Below are 21,527 nucleotides of genomic sequence, written 5' to 3'. Positions count from 1 at the left end.
AACCTGTGAAAAAACACAATAATTAATTTATTTTTTAGAAATAACCCTCACATTCATTTCCTCTACTTTTTTAGTAGACAAAGGAGATGGTGATCCAAACAATAAATCTTCGGAACTTCCTGTTTTAGGGAAAGCCATTACTTCACGAATAGAAGCTTTTTTCTCTAAAATCATCATCAATCTGTCAACTCCCCAAGCAATTCCTCCATGTGGCGGTGCTCCATAATGGAATGCTTCATACATCGTGCCAACACTTTTTAACATTTCCTCTTTATTATAACCCATGTTTTTATAGGTTGCTTCTAAAATTTCTGGTTTGTGAGCACGTACAGATCCTCCTCCAATTTCATAACCATTTAAAATCAGATCATATTGCTGAGCAATAATGGTTCCTATTTCATCTTCGTTCCCATTTATGTGTTTTTCCAAATCATAAATAGCAGGCATAGAAAATGGATTATGAGTAAATGTCCAACGGCCTTCCTCTGTTTTTTCAAACATTGGAAAATCAACTACCCATGCAGGCTTTAAATCTTTAGGGTTGATTAATTTCAACATCGCTCCCAATTCCTGACGAACAGCATCTAAAGCTTTATTAGCCGTAGCGTAATCCGCTGCAGAGAAATAAACAATGTCTCCAACTTGTGCATTGGTTACATTGATAATATTTTGAGCTATTTCCTCACCTAAGAACTTAATAATAGGTGATTGTAAATCATTTTCATTGACGATAATATAAGCCAAACCACCCAATCCGTGTTGTTGCGCAGTAGCGGTTAACTTTTCAATTTGCCCTTTAGACATACGTTTACCTCCTTGTTCTTCTGCAGAAACTTTGATACACTTTACAATTCCACCGTCATCAATTGGTTTAGAGAATACTTGAAAAGTAGTTCCTTTTACAATTTCTGTAATGTCTTGCATTTGTAATCCAAAACGTAAATCTGGTCTATCACAACCATATTTATCCATGGCATCTTTATAAGTAATGACTTCAAAAGGATGTAAAATCCATTTGTTTCCATAAATTTTCTTGACAATGGTATTGAACATATTTGTGTTCAAATCGATGATTTGTTGCATAGAAGCATAAGCCATCTCAATATCCAATTGTGTAAATTCTGGTTGACGGTCTCCACGAGAATCCTCATCACGGAAACAACGAGCAATTTGAAAATACTTTTCAAAACCACCTACCATCAACATTTGTTTGAACTGTTGTGGTGCTTGTGGCAACGTATAAAAGCTACCTGGTTCTTTACGAGAAGGCACAATAAATTCTCTGGCTCCTTCATCAGTTCCAGCCGTTAGAATTGGTGTTTCTACTTCTAAAAACTCTTGCTCATCTAACATATCTCGGAGTAATTTAATTACTCTATGACGGTTGATGACTGCTTTGCGAACTTCTTGATTTCTATGATCTAAGAATTTGTATTTAAAACGGGTTGCCTCGTTTGTTTTGGTTGCTTTTTTAATTTCAAAAGGCAAGGTTTTAGATAAATTTAAAGTCTCCAATTCAGAAGCTTCCAATTCTATTTTACCTGTTTTTAAACCAGCATTATAATCATCTTCATTACGTTGAACAATTTTACCTGTAACCGTAATGACTGATTCTGGTTTTAACCTTACCAATTCACTTAAGTTAGGGAATGATTCTCTACTTAAACGAACCTGAATAATTTCATAAGAAGAATCACGTAAATCAATAAAAATTAATTCCCCGTGATCACGAACTGAATTTACCCATCCAGCCAAAGTTACTGTTTGATTGATGGTATCTTCAGAAATTTGAGGAATGATATGCGTTCTATATTCTTCTTTTATGATGATAGGAATTGTTGGTAATACCTCCTCTTCTTTAGTCTTTAGCACTAAGTTCTCGGTATTTACTTCCTCTCCATCAGTCTTTGTACTTTGCTCTTGTGACTTTGTACCATCTAGCGAAGCTAAAATCATTTCACGAACTACATTTCCAGGAGCTCCTTTTCCGATTTTTGCAATTACTTTTCCTACTAAAACTCCAGCTTTCCCTTTGTTTCCAGCTTTGATATCATTCGCAATAGCTTCGTTTTCTGAAATAGCAGCATTTACAGCTTCTTGAATTTTCTCTGTAGAAATAGTATTATCAGCAAAGTATTTTTTGTAGTCAAAACTAGCATCTGCTAATAAAGATTCAATGGCTTTTTGAACCAATACTACGGTTACCTCAGCATTTTTAAACGCTTTAAAGATGGCAACTAAATCATCAATATTATGAATTTTGTCGTAGTCCTCTGCTTTTAAGTTATTGGCTAATGTTTTGGCCACAAAAGCAACATCACCTACCTCAGCAATTAATTTCATCACTGTTTTAGAACGCAATGCATCAGCCGTAAAAAACTTAGCATCTTGTGGTAAAACACCTCCATCTATTAAAGTAGTTTCTACTGCATAAGGTAAAACACTACTATCCACCGTAATTCCATCAACTGTTTGTTTGATGGCTACAAAAGGTAAATCTGGTTCAGAAATGTAACGATAATCTGCATCGTATTCTTTCTTACGCATTACTTTGGTTTGCTTTAAAGCTTCATCCCATAAAACTGTAGTTTGGTCTGGTCTGAATTCTTTGTGCTCTAAAAAGTAATTTAATTGCTTTTCTATTTCTTCTTTTAAAGCCTCTACCATAAACTTAAACGAGTTTAAGTTTTTGATCTCGGTACGAGGATTTAAAACATCCGTTCCCTTAAGTCTTAAAGACACAGAAACATCTGATTTGAATTGTCCTTTTTCTAAATTCGCTTCAGAAACCCCTAAGTTTTGAACAATACGTTGAACGTATTGCGCATAAGTAGAAGCATCTTCTATATTACGAATACAAGGTTTGGTTACAATTTCTATTAACGGAACTCCCGCTTTATTAAAGTCTACCAAAGAAATATTTTTCTCATGCACCAATTTAGCAGCATCTTCTTCCACATGCACTTGCTCTATTTGTACCGTAAATTGAGAACCATCATTACGATAACACGCTACTTCTCCATCGGGAATGATAGGATTGTGAAACTGTGTGATCTGAATATTTTTAGGGTTGTCTGGATATTCGTAATGTTTACGATCCCAAGACGTTATTTCGTTAGAAAATGTAGAGTTAATGGCTTTACCAAAATAAATTGCTTTGGTAATTGCCTCTTTATTAATTGCTGGCAACACTCCCATTTGACCTGTACATACAGGACAAATATTTACGTTTGCTTGCTCACTCTCTTCATTTGCACAAGAACAGAACAATTTCGATTTGGTATTTAATCGAACGTGTGTTTCTAAACCAATTACTAATTCTATTCCGTTTTCTTCTATTAAAGAATTTAGTCTATCTAATTCCATTACTTCACTTGGTTTAAGAAGTTTGCAAACTGTAAAATTGTTTGTTCTTTGTTTTTAGCTCCTGTTACTTGTATTCCCGTTTCAGTTCCAAAAGGACAAGTTAAGGTTGGTAATTGTCCTAAGCTGAATCCGACTGTATAAGCATCCGACAAATACATGGCATGTGGATTGCTTAATACTTCTCCAATTTTAGGAACAGGCCCTGGTGTTACAGGTGATAAAATGATATCTACTTTATTAAAATCAGCTTCAAAAGCTTCTTCTATCTGAGTTCTTAACTGTTGTCCTTTTAAATAAATCGCATCAGAAAACCCTTGTGACAATACTTGGTTTCCTCCTACAATTCTACGTTTTGTTTCCTCTGTAAAGTTTTCAGAACGGGTTACCATGTAAGTTTCTTTCAAGTTTTTATCTTCAATTCGATTTCCGTAATTGGTACCATCTAATCTCGATAAGTTTGATGCCGTTTCAGCCATCGCCAAGGTATAGTAAGTGGAAACCAAAGTATCTGCATCAAAAAAGTCTAATTCTTGAACTTCATACCCTGCTGCTTTTATTTTTTCAATGGTTGCTAAAAAGTCTGCTTTTACTTTTGAGTCAATAGCATCGTTTTCAATAAAGTTTTTAAAATATCCAATTTTAACTCCTTCTGGTTTTGATGCAACAATTGCATTATTTATTTCTTCTGATGAAATGGTCGTTTGATCTTTTGGATCTTTTCCACTCATTACATTCATCACAATGGCTACATCTTCAATAGATTTTGCCAAAGGTCCAACGGTATCCGTTGACGAAGCATACGCCATCAAACCATAACGAGATACACGTCCATAAGTTGGTTTTAATCCATAAATTTTATTGTAACCTGCTGGTTGACGGATAGAACCTCCTGTATCTCCACCTATAGAAAACACAGTATAATCTGCTGCTACGTTTACTGCAGAACCTCCAGAGGAACCTCCTGCAACCAAACTTGTGTCAATAGCATTTTTTACACTTCCAAAAACGGTATTTTCAGAAGACGAACCATGACCAAAACTATCGCAATTTTCTTTTGCCATAGGAATGGCTCCAGCATCTAACAATTTTTGAATGGCAGTTGCCGTATAAGCTGATTTATAATTTTTTAATAGGTCTGAACTTGCAGAAGTATAAGTTCCTTGAACCATATATACATCTTTTATTCCAAACGGAATTCCTTCTAACAATCCTATTTCTTCTCCATTGGCAATTTTAGCATCTACTTTTGCAGCAGCTTCTAAAGCCAAATCTTCTAAAACAGTGTTAACCGAATTGTATTTATTTTCTTTTAGTAACGCTAATTTTTCTTTGACTAATTCAGTACAAGTAAACTCTTTTGCGACTAATTGATTGTGTATTTTTTGAATTTGAGACTCCATCTAACCTTCAATTACTTTAGACACCACTAAATATCCATCTTTCTCTTTTGGAAAGTTTTCTCTAATGATTTGTTTGGTGATTTCTGAACTATTTTCCACAACGTCTGCTCGTAAATCATCTATAGACACGGCATTCTTTGTATTTTGATTTGATGAATTGGAATTGATTTCCGCATTTTTAATTACATCAAACAACTTATCCACCGCCTCAGAAGACTTTGCTCCTTTGATACTAGACAGGATGTCTACAGGCATTATTTTACTCATTTCTTCTATATTTTAAGTCAGACTTCAAGTTTGCGAAATTACAAAAGTTTTTGCGGAGTAAGAAGGTTTAAAAGTCTAAAGTTTAACACTAAAAAAGACAGCCAAATTCCCTATCAGAAACTTGGCTGCCTTAACGAACAACTAATAAAAAAACATCATTATCTAATGGATATTTGGTACTGTAACACCAACATCCCTTTATAATCTTTTTGTTTTAAACTTATTTTATCAAAAATAGGTCTGTATTGAAACCCTAAACTTAATTTATTACTATGTCCATTCCCCGATAAAAACATATTTAAAGTGGCATCATACAAAACCATTTTATCGTTTAGCCCATCCCAATCAGAATATTGGATAGACATATTGGGTTGAAACACAACAGACTGATTCACAATTTTTGTTTGTGAAAAAGCATATCCAAATTGAGTATACAGGGTATTACCAGTTCCCATTAAAGGGAACGCAACTCCGGCTCCATTAAAATCAGTTCCACCACTAAACAAAGCTCCATTAGCTCCTAAGTTTCTAATATAATTCTTTCCAAATCCATAATGAGAATACCCTAAATAAGCTGTAATTCCTTGATCACCATTAATGGGTAAACTAAAAAAGGAATCAACTGACCAATGTTTGACATCATACAGATTTGTGGTTGATAAAGAAGTATCTCCATCACTCATTGCCTTTTTTTGATACTCAAACCCACCTCCAATATTCCATACTTTTTTTGAATTGATATAAGTTCCTGTTTGATAGGACGATTTATTTGATTCGTTTTCCCAAAATTGATACTTTACATAAGAAGAAATTTTAGCTCTTGGTCTATTGTTTGCAAAATCTACTTTTCCTGAATTTGGAATACTTGAAACAACAATAGGATTACTTATAATCAATCGATAATCAATTTTACCAACTTGTCCTTTAAACCATACTCCTAAATTACGAGCCAAATCATCATTTTTATTTACTGTGTTTAATGTAAACAAAGGAGAATCTAGACCCATTAATGTTTTACTAGAACGCAAGGCCCATCTGTTTAAACCTATCCACCCTGACTTACCAAGCCCTACTTCTATAGCTTTATCAAACTTATACTCAACATATAAGTCTAAAACATTTAAAGGAAAATTTTTATTCACTTCATTAAAGTTGTTTCCTCCAAACATAGCTGCTGCATAAATTTTAGGAGTAATTTGAGAAGACACCGGTATTCTTAATCTTCGAATAGAAACATCCGTATAAGAATTGGTAGTTTCTCCATTTATTTTTGTCCCCTCATTTAAATCAGAATATCTAGTCCAAATTTGAGCCGTAAGACTCCAATTAACTTTTGGTTTTTCCTGAGAAAACCCGTTTGTACTGAGTAAAATCAATACAAGAAATATTTTTATATAATTTTTCATTTTTTCTGTTTCTCGCCACTAAATCAATCCAAACATTTGAAATCCTAATATAATAAGTACTACTACTGCAGGCCCTAACAAACCAGCAATTAAACCACCAAACCTAAACTCTTTCTGTTCTATTAAACCTGTACTAAATGCGATGGCATTTGGGGGTGTAGAAATAGGAAAAAATAAAGCAGTAGAAGCGCTAAACCCAATAACCAATGGCAATATAATTGGATTATCCGCAGCCAAAATAATAGCAATAGGTATTAAAATTGTGGTTGTTGCAGTATTACTCATAAAGTTTGACAAAATCACTGTTATTAAAGAAAACACAACAATTAATACAACAAAATTTAAATTATATTGATTAATTAATCCTACATAATATTCTGCCAATCCTGTTTCTTTAATAGCCAATCCTAAAGACAAACCTCCAGCCACTAACATTAAAGTATCCCATGGTAATTTTCTTACATCTTCTGAGTTTACGATTCTAAACATGGTCAGTAACATAATTGGTAACATTGATACTGTAGCTGCAGAAATTCCGTGAATTTTACCTGTTAGCCACAATAACATGGTAACCCCCAGAACTCCTAAAACAAATTTCTTTTTCATCATAAAAATTTTCTCTGTAGACCCTTCTTCTGGTTCTCCTTCACTTAAAAAACCTAAATCTATGGTAGAAACTTTTGGAATGAATTTACTAATCAACACAGACCAAAAGATAAGAACTAAAATAATAGCTGCAGGAAACCCAATCATCATCCATTCTAAAAAACCGAATTTAATTCCATGTTGTAACAAACCATCAACCGCAACAGCATTTGGTGGAGAACCTATAATAGTTCCCATTCCCCCTAAGGAAGCCGCTGCCGGAATTCCTATCAACAAAGCTTTTGTAATTTTAGCATCCTTTGGTAAAGTCTTTAAAAAAGGTAATACTGCAGCAATCATCATTGCCGTAGTAGCCGTATTACTCATGATCATTGAAAACAATGCAGTAACCAGCATAATCCCTAAAAGCACATATCTTGGTTTTGCTCCAAACCTTTTAATAGTGAGTTTAAATATTGTTTTATCAAGCCCTACTTTCTGCATGGCTTCTGCCATAAAAAACCCTCCCAACATTAACCATATTACAGAGTTAGACCAAGTTTGCACATACTTCTGAACGATTTTGTTCGAAGTAGTAGGATCTATATCATGATAATGTTTTCCGAGTGCAAAAACTAGAAACCCGAAAATAAAGAGTCCAACCGTAAATGGCGGAATGGCTTCTGTTACCCACAAACAAACCGACAAAATTAAAAGGAATAAGACATATATTTGTGGTGTGTCTAATTCTGGAGATTGTAAAAAATAAGTCCCTCCAAAAGCTAAAATAATGCTAATTAAGAAGTTAATAATTCTTCCTTGAAAATTAACCATGTGTTGTATTCTAGAATATTTCCTTATTGAGGCTGATCTTGAGTCTGACATTTTAAATAGTTTTTATAGATTCGTTTTTAGTGTATACTTAAATTTACTTTAGAACCTTATTTTGACCTACCATAAAATTATTTTTTCCGAAAACGTTTTAAGTGCTTTTTTAAGGCAATTACCCTTATAAACCCCTTGATTACATGACCATTATCATAGTTTTAAGCATTGATTTTCATTAAAAAATCATAGATTTTTCACAAATCAAAAAAGCAAGATTCTAGCAAGGAGTTTTTCGACGAAAAAAATCAGTAAAAATCAAAAATTTGACATTTTAAAAAAACAAAATAAGTTCATAGAAGGACTATACTTTTTTCTGCTAAAAAAAAACAAGATGATTTTATAAAAACTTAAAATAAAGCCCTTTTTAAGCGATTTAAGCGATTTTTATTTTTTAAAGGTTTACCACATTTTTTCGTCAATTTTGTCATACATCTATCTTATTTGTTATATTTGATAGCATTGGAATTTAAAAAACAATAACACATTATATAATGAGTAATATAGAAGACAAACAACAGTATTCTGCCGATAGTATCCAAGCCCTTGAGGGAATGGAGCACGTTAGAATGCGTCCATCGATGTATATCGGAGATGTTGGTGTAAGAGGTTTACATCACTTGGTTTATGAGGTTATTGACAACTCTATTGATGAAGCATTAGCAGGTCATTGTAACAATATCGAAGTTTATATTAACGAAAACAACTCAATCACTGTTAGTGATGATGGGCGTGGTATTCCTGTTGATATGCACAAAAAAGAAGGAGTTTCGGCTTTAGAAGTTGTAATGACTAAAATTGGTGCGGGAGGTAAGTTTGACAAAGATTCATATAAAGTATCTGGAGGATTACACGGTGTTGGAGTTTCTTGTGTTAACGCATTGTCTGATCATTTAAAAGCAACTGTTTTTAGAAATGGACAAATTTATGAGCAAGAATACTCAAGAGGTAAAGCTTTATATCCTGTAAGATTAATTGGAGATACCGATAAAAGAGGTACTGAAGTAACTTTTACCCCTGATAAAACTATTTTTACACAAACAACCGTATACAATTACGATACGTTAGCAGCTCGTTTACGTGAGTTATCATACCTTAATAAAGGAATTGTGATTCACTTAACTGATAAAAGAAATAAAGATGATGAAGGAAACGACATCACCGAGACTTTTACTAGCACAGAAGGACTATCTGAATTTGTAAGATATTTAGACGGTACACGCGAGCAATTAACAGCTGGTGTAATTGCTATGGAAGGTGAAAAAAATGGAATTCCTGTAGAGGTTGCCATGGTTTACAACACATCTTATGCAGAAAATTTACATTCTTATGTAAACAACATTAACACACACGAAGGAGGAACACACCTGTCTGGTTTCCGTAGAGGATTGACCACTACTCTAAAAAAGTATGCAGATGCTTCTGGAATGCTATCAAAATTAAAATTTGATATTGCTGGAGATGATTTCCGAGAGGGATTAACAGCTATTGTATCGGTAAAAGTTCAAGAACCACAATTTGAAGGACAAACCAAAACCAAATTAGGAAACCGTGAAGTTTCTGCAGCTGTAAGTCAAGCAGTATCAGAAATGCTAACCGATTACTTAGAAGAACATCCAGAAGATGCTAAAGTTATTGTACAGAAAGTAATTTTAGCTGCACAAGCCCGTCACGCAGCAACAAAAGCTCGTGAAATGGTACAACGTAAAACCGTTATGTCTATTGGTGGTTTGCCTGGTAAATTATCAGACTGTTCTGAAACAGATCCAGAAAAATGTGAAATTTTCTTAGTTGAGGGAGATTCTGCAGGGGGAACAGCAAAACAAGGTCGTGATCGTGAATTTCAAGCTATTTTACCGTTAAGAGGAAAAATCTTAAATGTAGAAAAAGCCATGACTCATAGAGTTTTTGAAAATGAGGAAATCAAGAATATGTTTACAGCTTTAGGAGTTACCATTGGTACCGAAGAAGATAGTAAAGCCTTAAATTTATCAAAAGTTCGTTATCACAAAGTGGTGATTATGTGTGATGCCGATGTGGATGGTTCTCATATTGCTACTTTAATTTTAACTTTCTTCTTTAGATATATGAGAGAAATGGTTGAGCAAGGGTATATTTACATTGCCACACCACCTTTATACTTAGTTAAAAAAGGAGCGAAAAAAGAATATGCATGGTCTGATGATCAACGTGATATGATCAATTTAAAATTTGGAGGTTCTGCAACTATTCAACGATACAAAGGTTTGGGAGAGATGAATGCAGAACAATTATGGGACACTACTATGAATCCTGAATTTAGAACTTTACGTAAAGTTGTGATTGATAGCGAAGTTGAAGCAGATAGAGTTTTCTCTATGTTAATGGGTGATGAAGTGCCACCACGTAGAGATTTTATTGAAAAGAATGCAAAATATGCAAATATTGATGTGTAACAAACAACACTAATAACATAAAATTAAAGGAGATGAATTTATATTTATCTCCTTTTTTATTGCTTTAATATTTACAAAAAACATATACTAGTATTTTTGTACATTCGTATACAATATAAAAAACTATACTTATGAAAAAAATTGTCTTAATAATTGCTTTATCAGCAGGAATGTTTACTGCCAAGGCACAAGAAATTGAACAATTCTTAGCAGCAGGTAAAGATGCTGGAACTTTAATGCAGTCCTATTTAACTCCTGCTTTTGAAGGAACTATTTACAACCTAAACAATGGTTGGTACAGAACCGCAAAACCTCACAGATTACTAGGGTTTGACATTACTATAAATACCTCTCTCTCTACTGTTCCTAGCTCAGGTAAAAACTTCACTTTTAACAATTCTGATTACACAAACATCCGATTAAAAAATGGAACAAGTTCAGAGTTACCAACTGCTTTTGGAGGAGATACTAATGAGGTATTGGTTGCTACTAGAACCATTTCAAATGGAGGAGTAAGCTATGATGCCGAATATGAGTTTAATGCTTTAAACGGAATTGGTGGAGAAATTGGTTTTGACCAAGTGCCAATGGCCATGGTTCAAGCAGGAATCGGTTTACCTTTTAAAACCGATGTAACTTTTAGATTTGTACCTAAAGTTGGTAGTGATTCTTTTAAAACTGATTTATTTGGAGTAGGAATTAAACACAACATTTTACAATATTTCCCAATAGCAAAAAGGATTCCATTGGTTGATGTTTCGGTATTTGGAGGATATACAAGAATGAATGCTCATTATTTCCCTGGTGAAAACCAAAATATAGATTTTCAAGTAACTAGTTTAACTGCTCAATTATTAGGATCTGTAGATTTAAAAATTGTAAACTTTTACGTTGGACTAGGATACTCTGGAGGAAATGCCAAATTAGATGTTGAAGGCGATTATGAAGTTACTTATACCTATGACAATGGTATTGTATCAGGAAGTCAAACTGAAACTCTAGATCCAGAAGACTTACCTCATTTAAAATATGATGTTAGTGGGTTTAAAACAACCGCTGGTATGAGCATCAATTTAGCTTTTTTTAAAATATATGGAGATTATACAATACAAGAATATAACTCTATAAATGCTGGTATAGCCTTTAGCTTTAGATAATCATAAAAACAATAATATTTTAAAAAAGCGCACTGTGTCATCACACAGTGCGCTTTTTTATTTTATTTAATTACTTTTAACAACAAACAATAAAACTATATGAAAATGAAAAAGATTTTTAGCCTATTAATGTTTTTAACATTAACCGTAAACGCACAAGCTCCCAAAGAAAAAGTTTTAGAACTTATTGATGTGATGCAAGCAGACAAAATGATCAGTCAAATGATGGATCAAATGATTCCTATGATGCAACAACAAATGAAGTCTAGCCTAAAAACAGAAGAACAAGAACAGAAAATAGAAAAAGTAAACACAATTGTTTTAGAAGAGGCAAAAAATTTCACTAACAATATCGTTAATGGTGCTATGGTGGATATTTATGCAAAATACTTTAGTGAAAACGATATCAATTACATGATTGGATTTTACAAAAGTGAAACAGGTAAAAAACTCTTAAAACTCACCCCAACCATTAGTAAAGAACTTATGGAAAAGATGATGCAAGATGAAATGTCTACATTTCAACAAAAAATAAAGGAAAGAATTGCCGAACTAGAAAAAATTGCTGAATAATTCTGTTTTTAAGAAGTCAAAAAAATGAGAACACTAATCTCCCCAAAACATTAGCTTCTAGCAATTTATTTCTCTTTTTAAGTTATTAGTGATTAAAATCATGTTGAGAATCAATACAAATCCTTATTTTTAGGTATCATAAAGAATAATCACATAAAAAACATATAAAATGAAAGTAACTGTAGTTGGAGCAGGTGCCGTTGGTGCATCTTGCGCAGAATACATCGCTATTAAAAATTTTGCATCAGAAGTTGTTATTGTAGACATTAAAGAAAACTTTGCCGAAGGGAAAGCCATGGACTTAATGCAAACTGCTTCATTAAATGATTTTGACACTAAAATTATAGGATCAACAAATGATTACTCTAAATCTGCTGGGTCAGATGTTGCAGTGATTACCTCTGGAATTCCAAGAAAGCCGGGAATGACAAGAGAAGAATTAATTGGAATTAACGCTGGAATTGTAAAACAGGTTTCTGAAAACTTGATTAAACACTCTCCTAACGTTATTATTATTGTGGTTTCTAACCCAATGGATACTATGACCTACTTAGCTCATAAAGCTACTGGTTTACCAAAAAATAAAATTATTGGAATGGGTGGAGCTTTAGATTCTGGACGATTTAAATATCGTTTGGCTGAAGCTTTAGAAGCTCCTTTATCTGATGTTGATGGAATGGTTATTGGAGGGCACTCAGATACCGGTATGATTCCTTTAACTCGTTACGCTACTCGTAACTCTATTCCTGTAACACAATTTTTATCTGATGAAAAATTAGAAGAAGTAGCACAAGCAACCATGGTGGGTGGAGCTACTTTAACTAAAATGTTAGGAACTTCTGCATGGTATGCTCCTGGAGCTGCTGTATCTGCAATGGTTCAAGCCATTGCTACCGATTCTAAAAAAATATTCCCTTGTTCTGCTTACTTAGAAGGAGAGTACGGACAATCTGATATTTGTATTGGAGTACCTTGTGTATTAGGAGCCAATGGTATTGAAAAGATTGTTGATATTGATTTAAACGAAGCTGAAGCTACAAAATTTGCTGCTTCTGCAGATGCGGTGAGAAAAACAAATGGATTGTTAGAGGTATAATTTATCCCTAACACAATAAACCTAAAAAGCCCAACAAATTGTTGGGCTTTTTAGGTTTATTGATCAATAGGATTGGCTTCAAATAACAAAAGTTCTTCTCCCTCCCATGCTGTTTTTATTTCAATAGGATTGCAACACACTTCGCAATCTTGAATATAAGTTTCATTTACAGAAAACTCTAAAACCATACTGATATTTTCCCAACAATAGGGACAAGTAAAAAAATGTTCCATCTATTTTAATTTCTAGTTACTCTTCCAAAAATAAGGCGTTAATACAATCAATACTGTAAACAGCTCTAAACGACCTATCAACATTAGAAAAGAACAAAACAATTTAGCCATATCAGAAAGATGCGCATAATTATTTACAGGTCCTAATTTACCCAAACCTGGACCAATATTTCCCAAACAAGATGCTGCTGCTCCTATGGCAGTGTTAAAATCTAATCCAAACAACGTTAATACAATGGTACTGAGAATAAAAATTAGCATATAAATAACAAAGAATGAAAGTATATTAAAAATAATCACTCTAGAGACCCTGCCACCATTATACCTTACAGAAATTACAGCTCTTGGGTGTAATTGTTTTTTTAATTCTAAAATAGCATTTTTTATCATTATTACGTGTCTAACCACCTTTACACCACCACTAGTTGACCCCGCAGACCCTCCTATAAAAAACAAAGAAAAAACCAAAGCAGTTGCTAAAGAATTCCACATGGTATAATCTGCTGTTACAAAACCTGTAGTAGTTAAAACACTTACCACCTGAAAAGCTGCATGCCTAAAAGAACTTTCTAGTTTACCAAAAATCATTGGATGATGAACACTTGTAACTAATGATGGATCTTGAAAATACATAATTAACCCCGTAATAGTTAGCGTTACCAATACGATTAAGACAAAATAATATCGGAATTCTTCATTTTTAAAAATTTTTAAAGTCTTTCCTTTTAAAGCATAGTAACTCAATACAAAATTGGCTCCTGCCACAAACATAAAAGCAATAATAATGTACTGAATAAACGGATTGTCATTCCAATAAGCAACACTATCATTCTTCGTAGAAAACCCACCTGTACTTAAAGTTGCCATAGCATGATTGATAGCATCAAACCAGTTCATTCCCGCTAATTTTAACAGTAAAAATTCTGAAATGGTTAAACTAAAATAAATCAACCATAAACGTTTGGCTGTTTGAGTAATTCTAGGATGTAATTTATCTGTAGAGGGCCCAGGTGCTTCGGCCACAAAAAGTTGCATTCCACCAATTCCTAACAAAGGTAAAATTGCTACGGTAAGTACAATAATTCCCATTCCGCCGATCCAATGCGTTGCACTTCTCCAAAAAAGCACCCCTTTAGAAACGCTTTCTATATCTGTTAAAATAGAAGCTCCTGTGGTTGAATAACCTGAAATGGTTTCAAAAACAGCATTTGGAAATGAGGTAATGGTTCCTGTCATTAAATAAGGCAATGTACCCGTTAAAGTCAACATCAACCAACCCAATGTTACAATTAAATATCCTTCTCTTTTTTGAATGTCTTTATTAGCATTTCTATTAAAAAACCACAATACAAATCCAAATAAAATGGTAATAATTCCCGCTGATAAAATTCCGTAACTAGCCTCCTCATGATAATACCAACTAAAAGGCTCTGAAAGCAGCATAAAAAAACCATTCATCATGGAAGTCAAACCTAAAAAACTTAGAATGATTTTATAATTTAATCCTCTCATCGCTTAATTGTTAAAGAACTTTTCTACTTGCGGAATGGCATCTGGTAAACAAAACACCAACGCTTTATCTCCTGGCTGAATGATAAAATCTCCAAAAGTCATTAAAGCTTTTCCTCCCCTAACAACCCCTCCAAGAACCATATTTTCAGGCAAGTTTAAATCTTTTATTTTATGCTCTGTAATTTTGGTATTTCTCCTTACAAAAAACTCTAACACCTCTGCATCTACGTTATGTAAATTCGCCAAAGCCAAGACTCTACCTTTACGAACATGTCTAAAAATAACACTTGCAGCCAATATTTTTTTATTGATTAACGTATCTACTCCAATGGTTTGAGAAATATCCATATAATTCATGTTTGCCACCAAAGCAATGGTTTTTTTAACCCCTCTCGATTTGGCCACCAAACTAGTCATAATATTAGTTTCAGAATTTCCTGTAACCGCAATAAAAGCATCCATATTATTTAAAGATTCCTCTTCAAGCAGTTCAATATCTCTACCATCACCGTTAATAACCAAAGTGTTTTTTAAATCATCAGACAACTCAAAACACTTTTCTCTATCTTGTTCAATTACTTTTACTCGAAGATTTTTGTGACAAAGTCTACGAGCCATTTTTTGACCAATACGACCTCCACCAAGAATCATGACATCTTTAATTCCGATTTTTTGAGTATCTACCAATATGTGAATTTTATCTAAACTCTCTCTAGGAACCGAAAAATAAACCTGATCATTTGCTTCAAAAAAAGTATCTCCTTTTGGAATAATGATATTTGAGGAGTGTTCTCTTTTTACGGCAATCACTACAAAATCAAAAGGATATTTTAAATTAATTTCTTGTACCGTTAATCCTACAATAGCAGATTCTGAAGTTAATTTTGCTCCTAAAACACTTAACTCTCCTTTTTCAAACTCAAACTTATCGTTAAAAGAAGTTTCTTTAATTAAAACCTCAATTTCTTTAGCTGCTAGTTCTTCAGGAGAAATCATATAATCAATTCCTACATCTGAAAAATTAATTTCTTTAGTCTTTAAATATTCTGTGTTTGATATTCTTGCAATGGTTTTTTTAACCCCTAAAGTTTTTCCAATTCCCGCAATGGTTAAATTGGTATTTTGAGACTCAGTTACCGCTACCAATAAATCAGCATCGCTAATCCCTACTTCTTTTAAAACAGCAATAGAAGCAGCATCTCCTTTTTTGGTAAAAACATCAATATGTGTATTTAAGTGATTTAATCTTTGTGTGTTTTGATCGATCACATAAATATCATGAGACTCCATTGATAGCAACTTTGCCAAATGATAGCCGATTTCCCCTGCACCAGCAATAATGATTTTCATAGTTTAATTTAGTTTGCTACAAATATATTATATTTAGTTAGCATCTGTTAATAAATGTAAAGCTATGAAAAACAGTACTAAATCTTTAACAATTAAGGAATGGAATGAGGAAGATAGACCTCGGGAAAAATTAATTTTAAAAGGAGTAAATTCTCTCTCTAATGCTGAATTAATTGCCATTTTAATTGGGTCTGGAAACAGAAATGAATCAGCTGTAGAGCTGTCCAAAAAAATACTAAATCACTTTAGCAACAATTTAAATCAACTAGCCAAAGCAGGCATTAACGAATTACAATCTTTTAACGGCATTGGTGAGGCAAAAGCGATTAGTATTGTTACGGCCTTAGAACTTGGAAAACGAAGACGTTTGGCCGAAGCTTTATCTATTCCTAAAATTACTTGTAGTAAAGATGCTTATGAGATTTTTCAACCTATTATTGGAGACATTCATCATGAAGAATTTTGGATTTTACACCTTAACAACAATAATAAAGTAATAGAAAAACAAATGATTAGCAAGGGTGGAATTACAGGAACTTTGGTAGATGTAAGAATTGTTTTTAAAAAGAGTTTAGAACTATTATCTACCGCTATGATTTTGGGGCACAACCACCCATCTGGCAAACTTGAACCTAGTGTGGCAGACAAACAATTGACTACTAAAATTAAAAATGCAGCCACAACCTTAGATATAAAAGTTCTGGATCATTTAATAGTCACTCAAAAAGCTTATTTTAGCTTTGCAGACGAGGGAATTCTATAATGTTATGGCAGACGAATTATTAATATATACACAAAAAACAACTCCAAGAGTAAGCTATATTTTTAAGCATATTTTTGTGCGTATTCTTAATATTCCTGTAAAATTTACATCTAAAATAGAGGAGTTTGTATCTCATGATAGTTTAAAAATGAGCTATGGGAAATCTCCTTTGGGAGGGGAGTTTTTTATTCAAAGTCATGGTTTATTGTTTGAACAAGGAATTAATGACATTGAAATCAATGTATCTCAATGGGACAGTACTCCTTGTTTTTTTAGCACCGGAAAAAAATCAAATATTCCTTTTGATATTTTTGCAGCAAGCTTTTATTTATTAAGTAGGTACGAAGAATATTTACCTGTTGTGTTAGACGAAACAGATTGTTTTCCTGCCGAAGAAAGCATTGCTTACAAGCATAATTTTTTAGACAAACCCATTATTGATGTTTGGGCTTACAAATTATTAAAAGCTTTAAAAGAGGAATATCCCGAATACGAACACGTATCTAACAAATATCAATATATTTCTACTTTTAGTGTCAATCAAACTTTTTTATATAAAGGAAAAGGAATTATCAGAAACATTGTAAGTGGTGTTTATGATTTATTTACTTTTAAATTATATGCTGTTTGGGTAAGAATTGCCACGTTGTTAACCATTAAAGATGATCCTTATGATACCTTTGATAAAATTATTTATTTACAAAAAAAGTATAATGTTAAAACCATTTTCTTTTTTCTTTTAAGTAATTATACCACTTACGACAACAACATTGCTTATACCAAAAGGAAGTATCATTTACTTATAAAATCTATTGCAGATCATGCTCGAGTAGGATTATTAAGTTCTTACTTTACCATGGAAGATGAAGATAGTTTGATTAAAGAAACTGGTCGATTAGAAAAAATCATCAATACCCCTACAAAGCTTTCTAGGCAGCATCACGGACGAAATAAATTGCCCGATACATATCATAAATTAATAGATTTAGATATTCAGGAAGATTACACCATGGGATACCCAAAACACATGGGGTTTAAAGCAAGCACTTGTACTCCTTTTTATTTTTATGATTTAGATTTTGAAATTCAGACTCCACTAAAAGTGTTTCCTTATGCTTTTAATGATACTGTTTTACGTTTTGAAATGCAACTAAGTCCTAAACAAGCTTTGATGAGAATTAATCATATCGCTAACCTAGTAAAGCAAGTAAACGGAACTTTAATCTCCATTTTTCATAACGACTGTTTGTCTAATTTTGACGAGTGGAAATATTGGGAAGATTTTTACGAAGATGTTTTAAAATGCGTGAAAGATTCATGATTCGTTACCTCCAAAGAAAAGATATTGATATAGATAAATATGATGCTTGTATTCAAAATGCTGTGAATTCAAGAATTTATGCATTAAGCTATTATTTAGATATTGTAGCAGACAACTGGGATGCGCTTATTTTAGACAACTACAAAGCAGTAATGCCATTACCATGGAGAAGTAAATACTTTATTAAATACATTTATCCTCCTTGCTGGACACAACAATTAGGTGTTTTTTCAATCCATAATTTTGACTCAACTCTAGTAGAACTTTTTATAAAAGCCATTCCAAAAAAGTTTTTAAAAACTACGATTCAACTCAACAATAATTGTAATTCTGAATTGTTTTCTACCAAAAATAATTTTGTTTTAGGATTGAATCAACCCTATGAAAACCTTTATAAAAACTACAGAAAAGACAGAAAGGACAGACTAAAAAAATTCCTAAAAGTTGGATATAAAATAGAAAAAAACGTATCTATTAATGATTTGATTACAGTCTTTAAAGAAAATTACAAAGAAGAACTAAACATCAACTTATCTGATTATTTAAAACTTGAAAAACTAGCTTTAGAAAAAAGACTAAGCCCTATTATTATTGGCGTTTACAACAAAGATCAAGAGCTGATTTCTGGCTCCTTATTTTTTAAAGATAAAAAACGAATTTACTATGTTTTTTCGGCCAACAATCAACAAGGAAATAAAGCACAAGGAAACACTGCTATTTTAGATTCTATTATACAATCTTATTCAAATACAGATTATATTTTAGATTTTGAAGGCTCCATGCATCCCGGAATTGCTTCTTTTTTTAAAAGTTTTGGGAGTGAGTTAGAAACATACTATTTATATGCTAAAAAGTTTTAATTAGTGCTTTTTATCTGCTAAGTAAAAACCAAACAAAGTTAGAGAAGAACCTAAATATCCTAAAAGCATCGCTGAAACCACTCCTAATATTCCATATTTTGGTGTTAAAAAATAAGCCGCTGAAATCATCAATACAAAACCAACCAAGGACTTTAAATTATTTATCTGATACTTTCCTCTACCAGAAAAATAATGTCCCCAAACATTAGAAACGGCAATCATTAAAACTCCAGGACACAAAATCCATATAATCTCTTGTATGTTAGAGAGGTCTTTTTTTATAATTAAACCTAAAAGATCTTTTGGCACTACTACTAGTAACAAAACAGCTCCTAAAGTCAAAACAAATGATAAACTTGCACTTTTATTTGTGATAATTCTTTGCTTTAATTTGTCTGTGGTGTTTAAAATTTTTGAATACTGATTTACAGTAATACTTCTAGAAATAATCCAAAGAGATTCTGTAACTGAAACCGCTACAGAAAACCATCCAAGTTCTACCGATCCTAACTGATAAAAAACTACATAAAAAAGTAACCTATAATTAAAGAACTGAATAAAAGAACTCAACTCAGTACCTATTCCATACTTAAAAATTTCTTTAGATTCTATTTCAATCTTTCGCACATCATGGTAAATAATTTTAAAAACAAATGTAGTAGAAACAATTAAACTCAACCCCAATGCAATGTAAAGAGCTATTAAAAACACTGTTAGCGATTCAGTTTTAAAAGCATAAAATCCAACCAAAAGCACCAATAATCTAAAAAAAGGATCTAAAACAAAAACAATATTGTATTCCTTTATTTTTTCTTTCCCTATTAGAATCATTTGATTCATCGTAATCAATCCTAACAACAATGATATTGGAAACAAATGTTTTTGTAAATACTCGTTGTGCAAAAAACCTAAAACAACTCCCATCACCAATGAAATAATCAAAACCCATAAAAGTCCTGTTCTTACTAATGGTTTTATGTTGGTTTTAGGAACATGGTATGAAACCGTACTATTTGCCAGCACACTCGTAACCATTGAAATCAGCATTATATCTGTTAAAAAAAGACTTATTTTACCTCTTCCATCAGCCCCTAAAACATTTAAAGTTAAAAAAACAATGGCCATATTCATTACAGCAACTCCTCCTCTAACCACTAAAGTTTGAAATATGTTTTTACTTATTTTCACACATTTATTTTTTTGATAAAATCAAACAATTTTCCCTCTATATGTTCCCATAAATAACCCTCTTCAATTTCTTTTACTGCATCTTTTGAAGTCTGCCTGTAAAAATCTGGTTGCTCTATAAACTTTTGAAGATAAACGCCTATCTCATCAATATCATCAAGAAATAGTAACTTACAAAAATCTGCTTGAACATATCCCTTTTTAATTGCTTTTAGATTACTATACACCACTGGAATTCCACAAGCATTGTAATGAAAAAGTTTAATAGGTAAACATCTTGTATTTTCAAAATCATTATCTCTTAAATCCAAAGCAACGTCAAAACCAGAGATTGCGTTACTAAAACTCTCAAAAGGCACCATATGATTGACCTCAACTTTTAACGCTGAAAATTTTTCTTTTAATGTTTTAAAAAACAACTCATCTTCTTTTGAACAAGCTTTACCAACAAGCACCAATACAACCCTTACTGTAGGATTTTTTATTCTTAAATAATCAGCTACTTCAAAAACCCTCTGCAATCCTTTTTCTTTGCTGAATTTACCTGAATAACCAACTTTAAAAACTCCTTTGGTTAGTGCCTTCCCTTTAAGTGTTACGTACTTTTTTTTCGTATAATATGAGATGATTACTTTAGGTTTTAAAGGAAAAAAAACATCATATAATCGTTTTTTATAATATTCCCCAACAATAAAACCATCCACAAAATACGATGCATATATATTGAAAACAAACAGTATGAATGCTCTTATGACTTTGCTTACAAAAGTCAGATTTATTAAGTTCTTTTTTGATGGATACCATTCTGTAACATCATAAATAATTTTACAAGAATGCTTACCCTTATACTTTTTTGCGGCTAAAATAGGCAAAGGCTCTGCACAAATAACAACCTCTGGTTTTAAAAAAACTAACTGCTGATAAAACCAATTGATTTTATCTTTTTTTGACAGATTAACTCCATCAACAACATATGCGTTTTCTATTTTATTTTTAGGAATTCCGAAAGATGAACAAACACTTACCTCACAACCTTTTTTCTCTAAAGTTTCTTTGATGTGATAATAAATCCGATCATCATTTGCATAATGACTAGAGGTTAAATAAGCAATTTTTATATTGGTTTCCAT

At 32.5% G+C, this 21,527-nt stretch carries 17 protein-coding genes; 7 read left to right on the top strand and 10 right to left on the bottom strand.

Going from position 1 to position 21,527, the window contains the following annotated elements; translation table 11 throughout:
• Positions 1-27: 27 nt before the first annotated feature.
• The 5 genes from gatB/aspS to QVZ41_RS13275 form a co-directional block, all read right to left on the bottom strand.
• The gene (gatB/aspS, locus tag QVZ41_RS13295; RefSeq protein ID WP_302885123.1) at positions 28-3,366 is read right to left on the bottom strand and encodes a bifunctional amidotransferase subunit GatB/aspartate--tRNA ligase AspS; all 3,339 of its coding nucleotides are present in this window, start codon (positions 3,364-3,366) and stop codon (positions 28-30) included.
• A complete protein-coding gene (locus QVZ41_RS13290) occupies positions 3,366-4,766 on the bottom strand; it encodes an amidase (protein ID WP_302885122.1) in 1,401 nt (466 codons plus the stop codon). The genes gatB/aspS and QVZ41_RS13290 overlap by 1 nt, the downstream gene beginning before the upstream one ends.
• Complete coding sequence (locus QVZ41_RS13285) at positions 4,767-5,033, bottom strand: hypothetical protein (protein WP_302885121.1); 267 nt, start codon at positions 5,031-5,033, stop codon at positions 4,767-4,769. It lies immediately after the preceding gene.
• 158 nt (positions 5,034-5,191) lie between these two features.
• Entirely contained in the window at positions 5,192-6,439 is a 1,248-nt protein-coding gene (locus QVZ41_RS13280; protein WP_302885120.1) for a porin, read from the bottom strand.
• Positions 6,440-6,457: 18 nt separating this feature from the next.
• Positions 6,458-7,909 (bottom strand): SLC13 family permease, encoded by a 1,452-nt coding sequence (locus QVZ41_RS13275; protein WP_302885119.1) that lies wholly within the window; start codon positions 7,907-7,909, stop codon positions 6,458-6,460.
• A 494-nt stretch (positions 7,910-8,403) separates the two neighbouring features.
• Here QVZ41_RS13275 and gyrB point away from each other — a divergent pair, with 494 nt between their 5' ends.
• The 4 genes from gyrB (at position 8,404) to QVZ41_RS13255 (ending at position 13,170) form a co-directional block, all read left to right on the top strand.
• Complete coding sequence (gyrB, locus tag QVZ41_RS13270; protein ID WP_302885118.1) at positions 8,404-10,344, top strand: DNA topoisomerase (ATP-hydrolyzing) subunit B; 1,941 nt, start codon at positions 8,404-8,406, stop codon at positions 10,342-10,344.
• 131 nt (positions 10,345-10,475) lie between these two features.
• Positions 10,476-11,501: a DUF6588 family protein gene (locus QVZ41_RS13265; protein WP_302885117.1), complete on the top strand. Its 1,026-nt coding sequence runs from the start codon at positions 10,476-10,478 to the stop codon at positions 11,499-11,501.
• Positions 11,502-11,606: 105 nt separating this feature from the next.
• Positions 11,607-12,074, top strand: coding sequence for a DUF2059 domain-containing protein (locus QVZ41_RS13260; RefSeq protein WP_302885116.1), 468 nt, complete (start codon positions 11,607-11,609; stop codon positions 12,072-12,074).
• 169 nt (positions 12,075-12,243) lie between these two features.
• The gene (locus QVZ41_RS13255; RefSeq protein ID WP_302885115.1) at positions 12,244-13,170 is read left to right on the top strand and encodes a malate dehydrogenase; all 927 of its coding nucleotides are present in this window, start codon (positions 12,244-12,246) and stop codon (positions 13,168-13,170) included.
• Between the two features lie 56 nt (positions 13,171-13,226).
• On the opposite strand, the gene QVZ41_RS13250 is transcribed toward QVZ41_RS13255, so the two are convergent.
• From QVZ41_RS13250 to trkA, 3 genes are read right to left on the bottom strand one after another with little or no spacing between them, the layout of a single operon-like run.
• Positions 13,227-13,403, bottom strand: coding sequence for a zinc ribbon domain-containing protein (locus tag QVZ41_RS13250; protein ID WP_302885114.1), 177 nt, complete (start codon positions 13,401-13,403; stop codon positions 13,227-13,229).
• A gap of 12 nt (positions 13,404-13,415) precedes the next feature.
• The gene (locus tag QVZ41_RS13245; RefSeq protein ID WP_302885113.1) at positions 13,416-14,915 is read right to left on the bottom strand and encodes a TrkH family potassium uptake protein; all 1,500 of its coding nucleotides are present in this window, start codon (positions 14,913-14,915) and stop codon (positions 13,416-13,418) included.
• Positions 14,916-14,918: 3 nt separating this feature from the next.
• Positions 14,919-16,265, bottom strand: a complete 1,347-nt coding sequence (trkA, locus tag QVZ41_RS13240; RefSeq protein ID WP_302885112.1) for a Trk system potassium transporter TrkA — start codon at positions 16,263-16,265, stop codon at positions 14,919-14,921.
• Positions 16,266-16,329: 64 nt separating this feature from the next.
• On the opposite strand from trkA, the gene radC reads away from it, so the two are divergent.
• From radC to QVZ41_RS13225, 3 genes are read left to right on the top strand one after another with little or no spacing between them, the layout of a single operon-like run.
• Positions 16,330-17,028, top strand: a complete 699-nt coding sequence (radC, locus tag QVZ41_RS13235) for a RadC family protein (RefSeq protein WP_302885111.1) — start codon at positions 16,330-16,332, stop codon at positions 17,026-17,028.
• Between the two features lie 4 nt (positions 17,029-17,032).
• Positions 17,033-18,349 (top strand): polysaccharide deacetylase family protein, encoded by a 1,317-nt coding sequence (locus QVZ41_RS13230; RefSeq protein ID WP_302885110.1) that lies wholly within the window; start codon positions 17,033-17,035, stop codon positions 18,347-18,349.
• A complete protein-coding gene (locus tag QVZ41_RS13225; RefSeq protein ID WP_302885109.1) occupies positions 18,346-19,209 on the top strand; it encodes a hypothetical protein in 864 nt (287 codons plus the stop codon). The genes QVZ41_RS13230 and QVZ41_RS13225 overlap by 4 nt, the downstream gene beginning before the upstream one ends.
• On the opposite strand, the gene QVZ41_RS13220 is transcribed toward QVZ41_RS13225, so the two are convergent.
• Entirely contained in the window at positions 19,210-20,397 is a 1,188-nt protein-coding gene (locus tag QVZ41_RS13220) for a lipopolysaccharide biosynthesis protein (RefSeq protein WP_302885108.1), read from the bottom strand.
• A complete protein-coding gene (locus QVZ41_RS13215) occupies positions 20,394-21,527 on the bottom strand; it encodes a glycosyltransferase (protein ID WP_302885107.1) in 1,134 nt (377 codons plus the stop codon). The genes QVZ41_RS13220 and QVZ41_RS13215 overlap by 4 nt, the downstream gene beginning before the upstream one ends.

This window comes from Wenyingzhuangia gilva, assembly GCF_030519655.1.
Classification (GTDB): domain Bacteria; phylum Bacteroidota; class Bacteroidia; order Flavobacteriales; family Flavobacteriaceae; genus Wenyingzhuangia; species Wenyingzhuangia gilva.
Note: the sequence above shows the minus strand (reverse complement) of the source record. Positions and strands in the feature narration are given on the sequence as shown.

Coding starts and splice junctions, on each gene's coding strand:
- gatB/aspS (WP_302885123.1), bottom strand. CDS start 3,366: ATGGAATTAGATAGACTAAATTCTTTAATAGAAGAAAACGGAATAGAA.
- QVZ41_RS13290 (WP_302885122.1), bottom strand. CDS start 4,766: ATGGAGTCTCAAATTCAAAAAATACACAATCAATTAGTCGCAAAAGAG.
- QVZ41_RS13285 (WP_302885121.1), bottom strand. CDS start 5,033: ATGAGTAAAATAATGCCTGTAGACATCCTGTCTAGTATCAAAGGAGCA.
- QVZ41_RS13280 (WP_302885120.1), bottom strand. CDS start 6,439: ATGAAAAATTATATAAAAATATTTCTTGTATTGATTTTACTCAGTACA.
- QVZ41_RS13275 (WP_302885119.1), bottom strand. CDS start 7,909: ATGTCAGACTCAAGATCAGCCTCAATAAGGAAATATTCTAGAATACAA.
- gyrB (WP_302885118.1), top strand. CDS start 8,404: ATGAGTAATATAGAAGACAAACAACAGTATTCTGCCGATAGTATCCAA.
- QVZ41_RS13265 (WP_302885117.1), top strand. CDS start 10,476: ATGAAAAAAATTGTCTTAATAATTGCTTTATCAGCAGGAATGTTTACT.
- QVZ41_RS13260 (WP_302885116.1), top strand. CDS start 11,607: ATGAAAAAGATTTTTAGCCTATTAATGTTTTTAACATTAACCGTAAAC.
- QVZ41_RS13255 (WP_302885115.1), top strand. CDS start 12,244: ATGAAAGTAACTGTAGTTGGAGCAGGTGCCGTTGGTGCATCTTGCGCA.
- QVZ41_RS13250 (WP_302885114.1), bottom strand. CDS start 13,403: ATGGAACATTTTTTTACTTGTCCCTATTGTTGGGAAAATATCAGTATG.
- QVZ41_RS13245 (WP_302885113.1), bottom strand. CDS start 14,915: ATGAGAGGATTAAATTATAAAATCATTCTAAGTTTTTTAGGTTTGACT.
- trkA (WP_302885112.1), bottom strand. CDS start 16,265: ATGAAAATCATTATTGCTGGTGCAGGGGAAATCGGCTATCATTTGGCA.
- radC (WP_302885111.1), top strand. CDS start 16,330: ATGAAAAACAGTACTAAATCTTTAACAATTAAGGAATGGAATGAGGAA.
- QVZ41_RS13230 (WP_302885110.1), top strand. CDS start 17,033: ATGGCAGACGAATTATTAATATATACACAAAAAACAACTCCAAGAGTA.
- QVZ41_RS13225 (WP_302885109.1), top strand. CDS start 18,346: ATGATTCGTTACCTCCAAAGAAAAGATATTGATATAGATAAATATGAT.
- QVZ41_RS13215 (WP_302885107.1), bottom strand. CDS start 21,527: ATGGAAACCAATATAAAAATTGCTTATTTAACCTCTAGTCATTATGCA.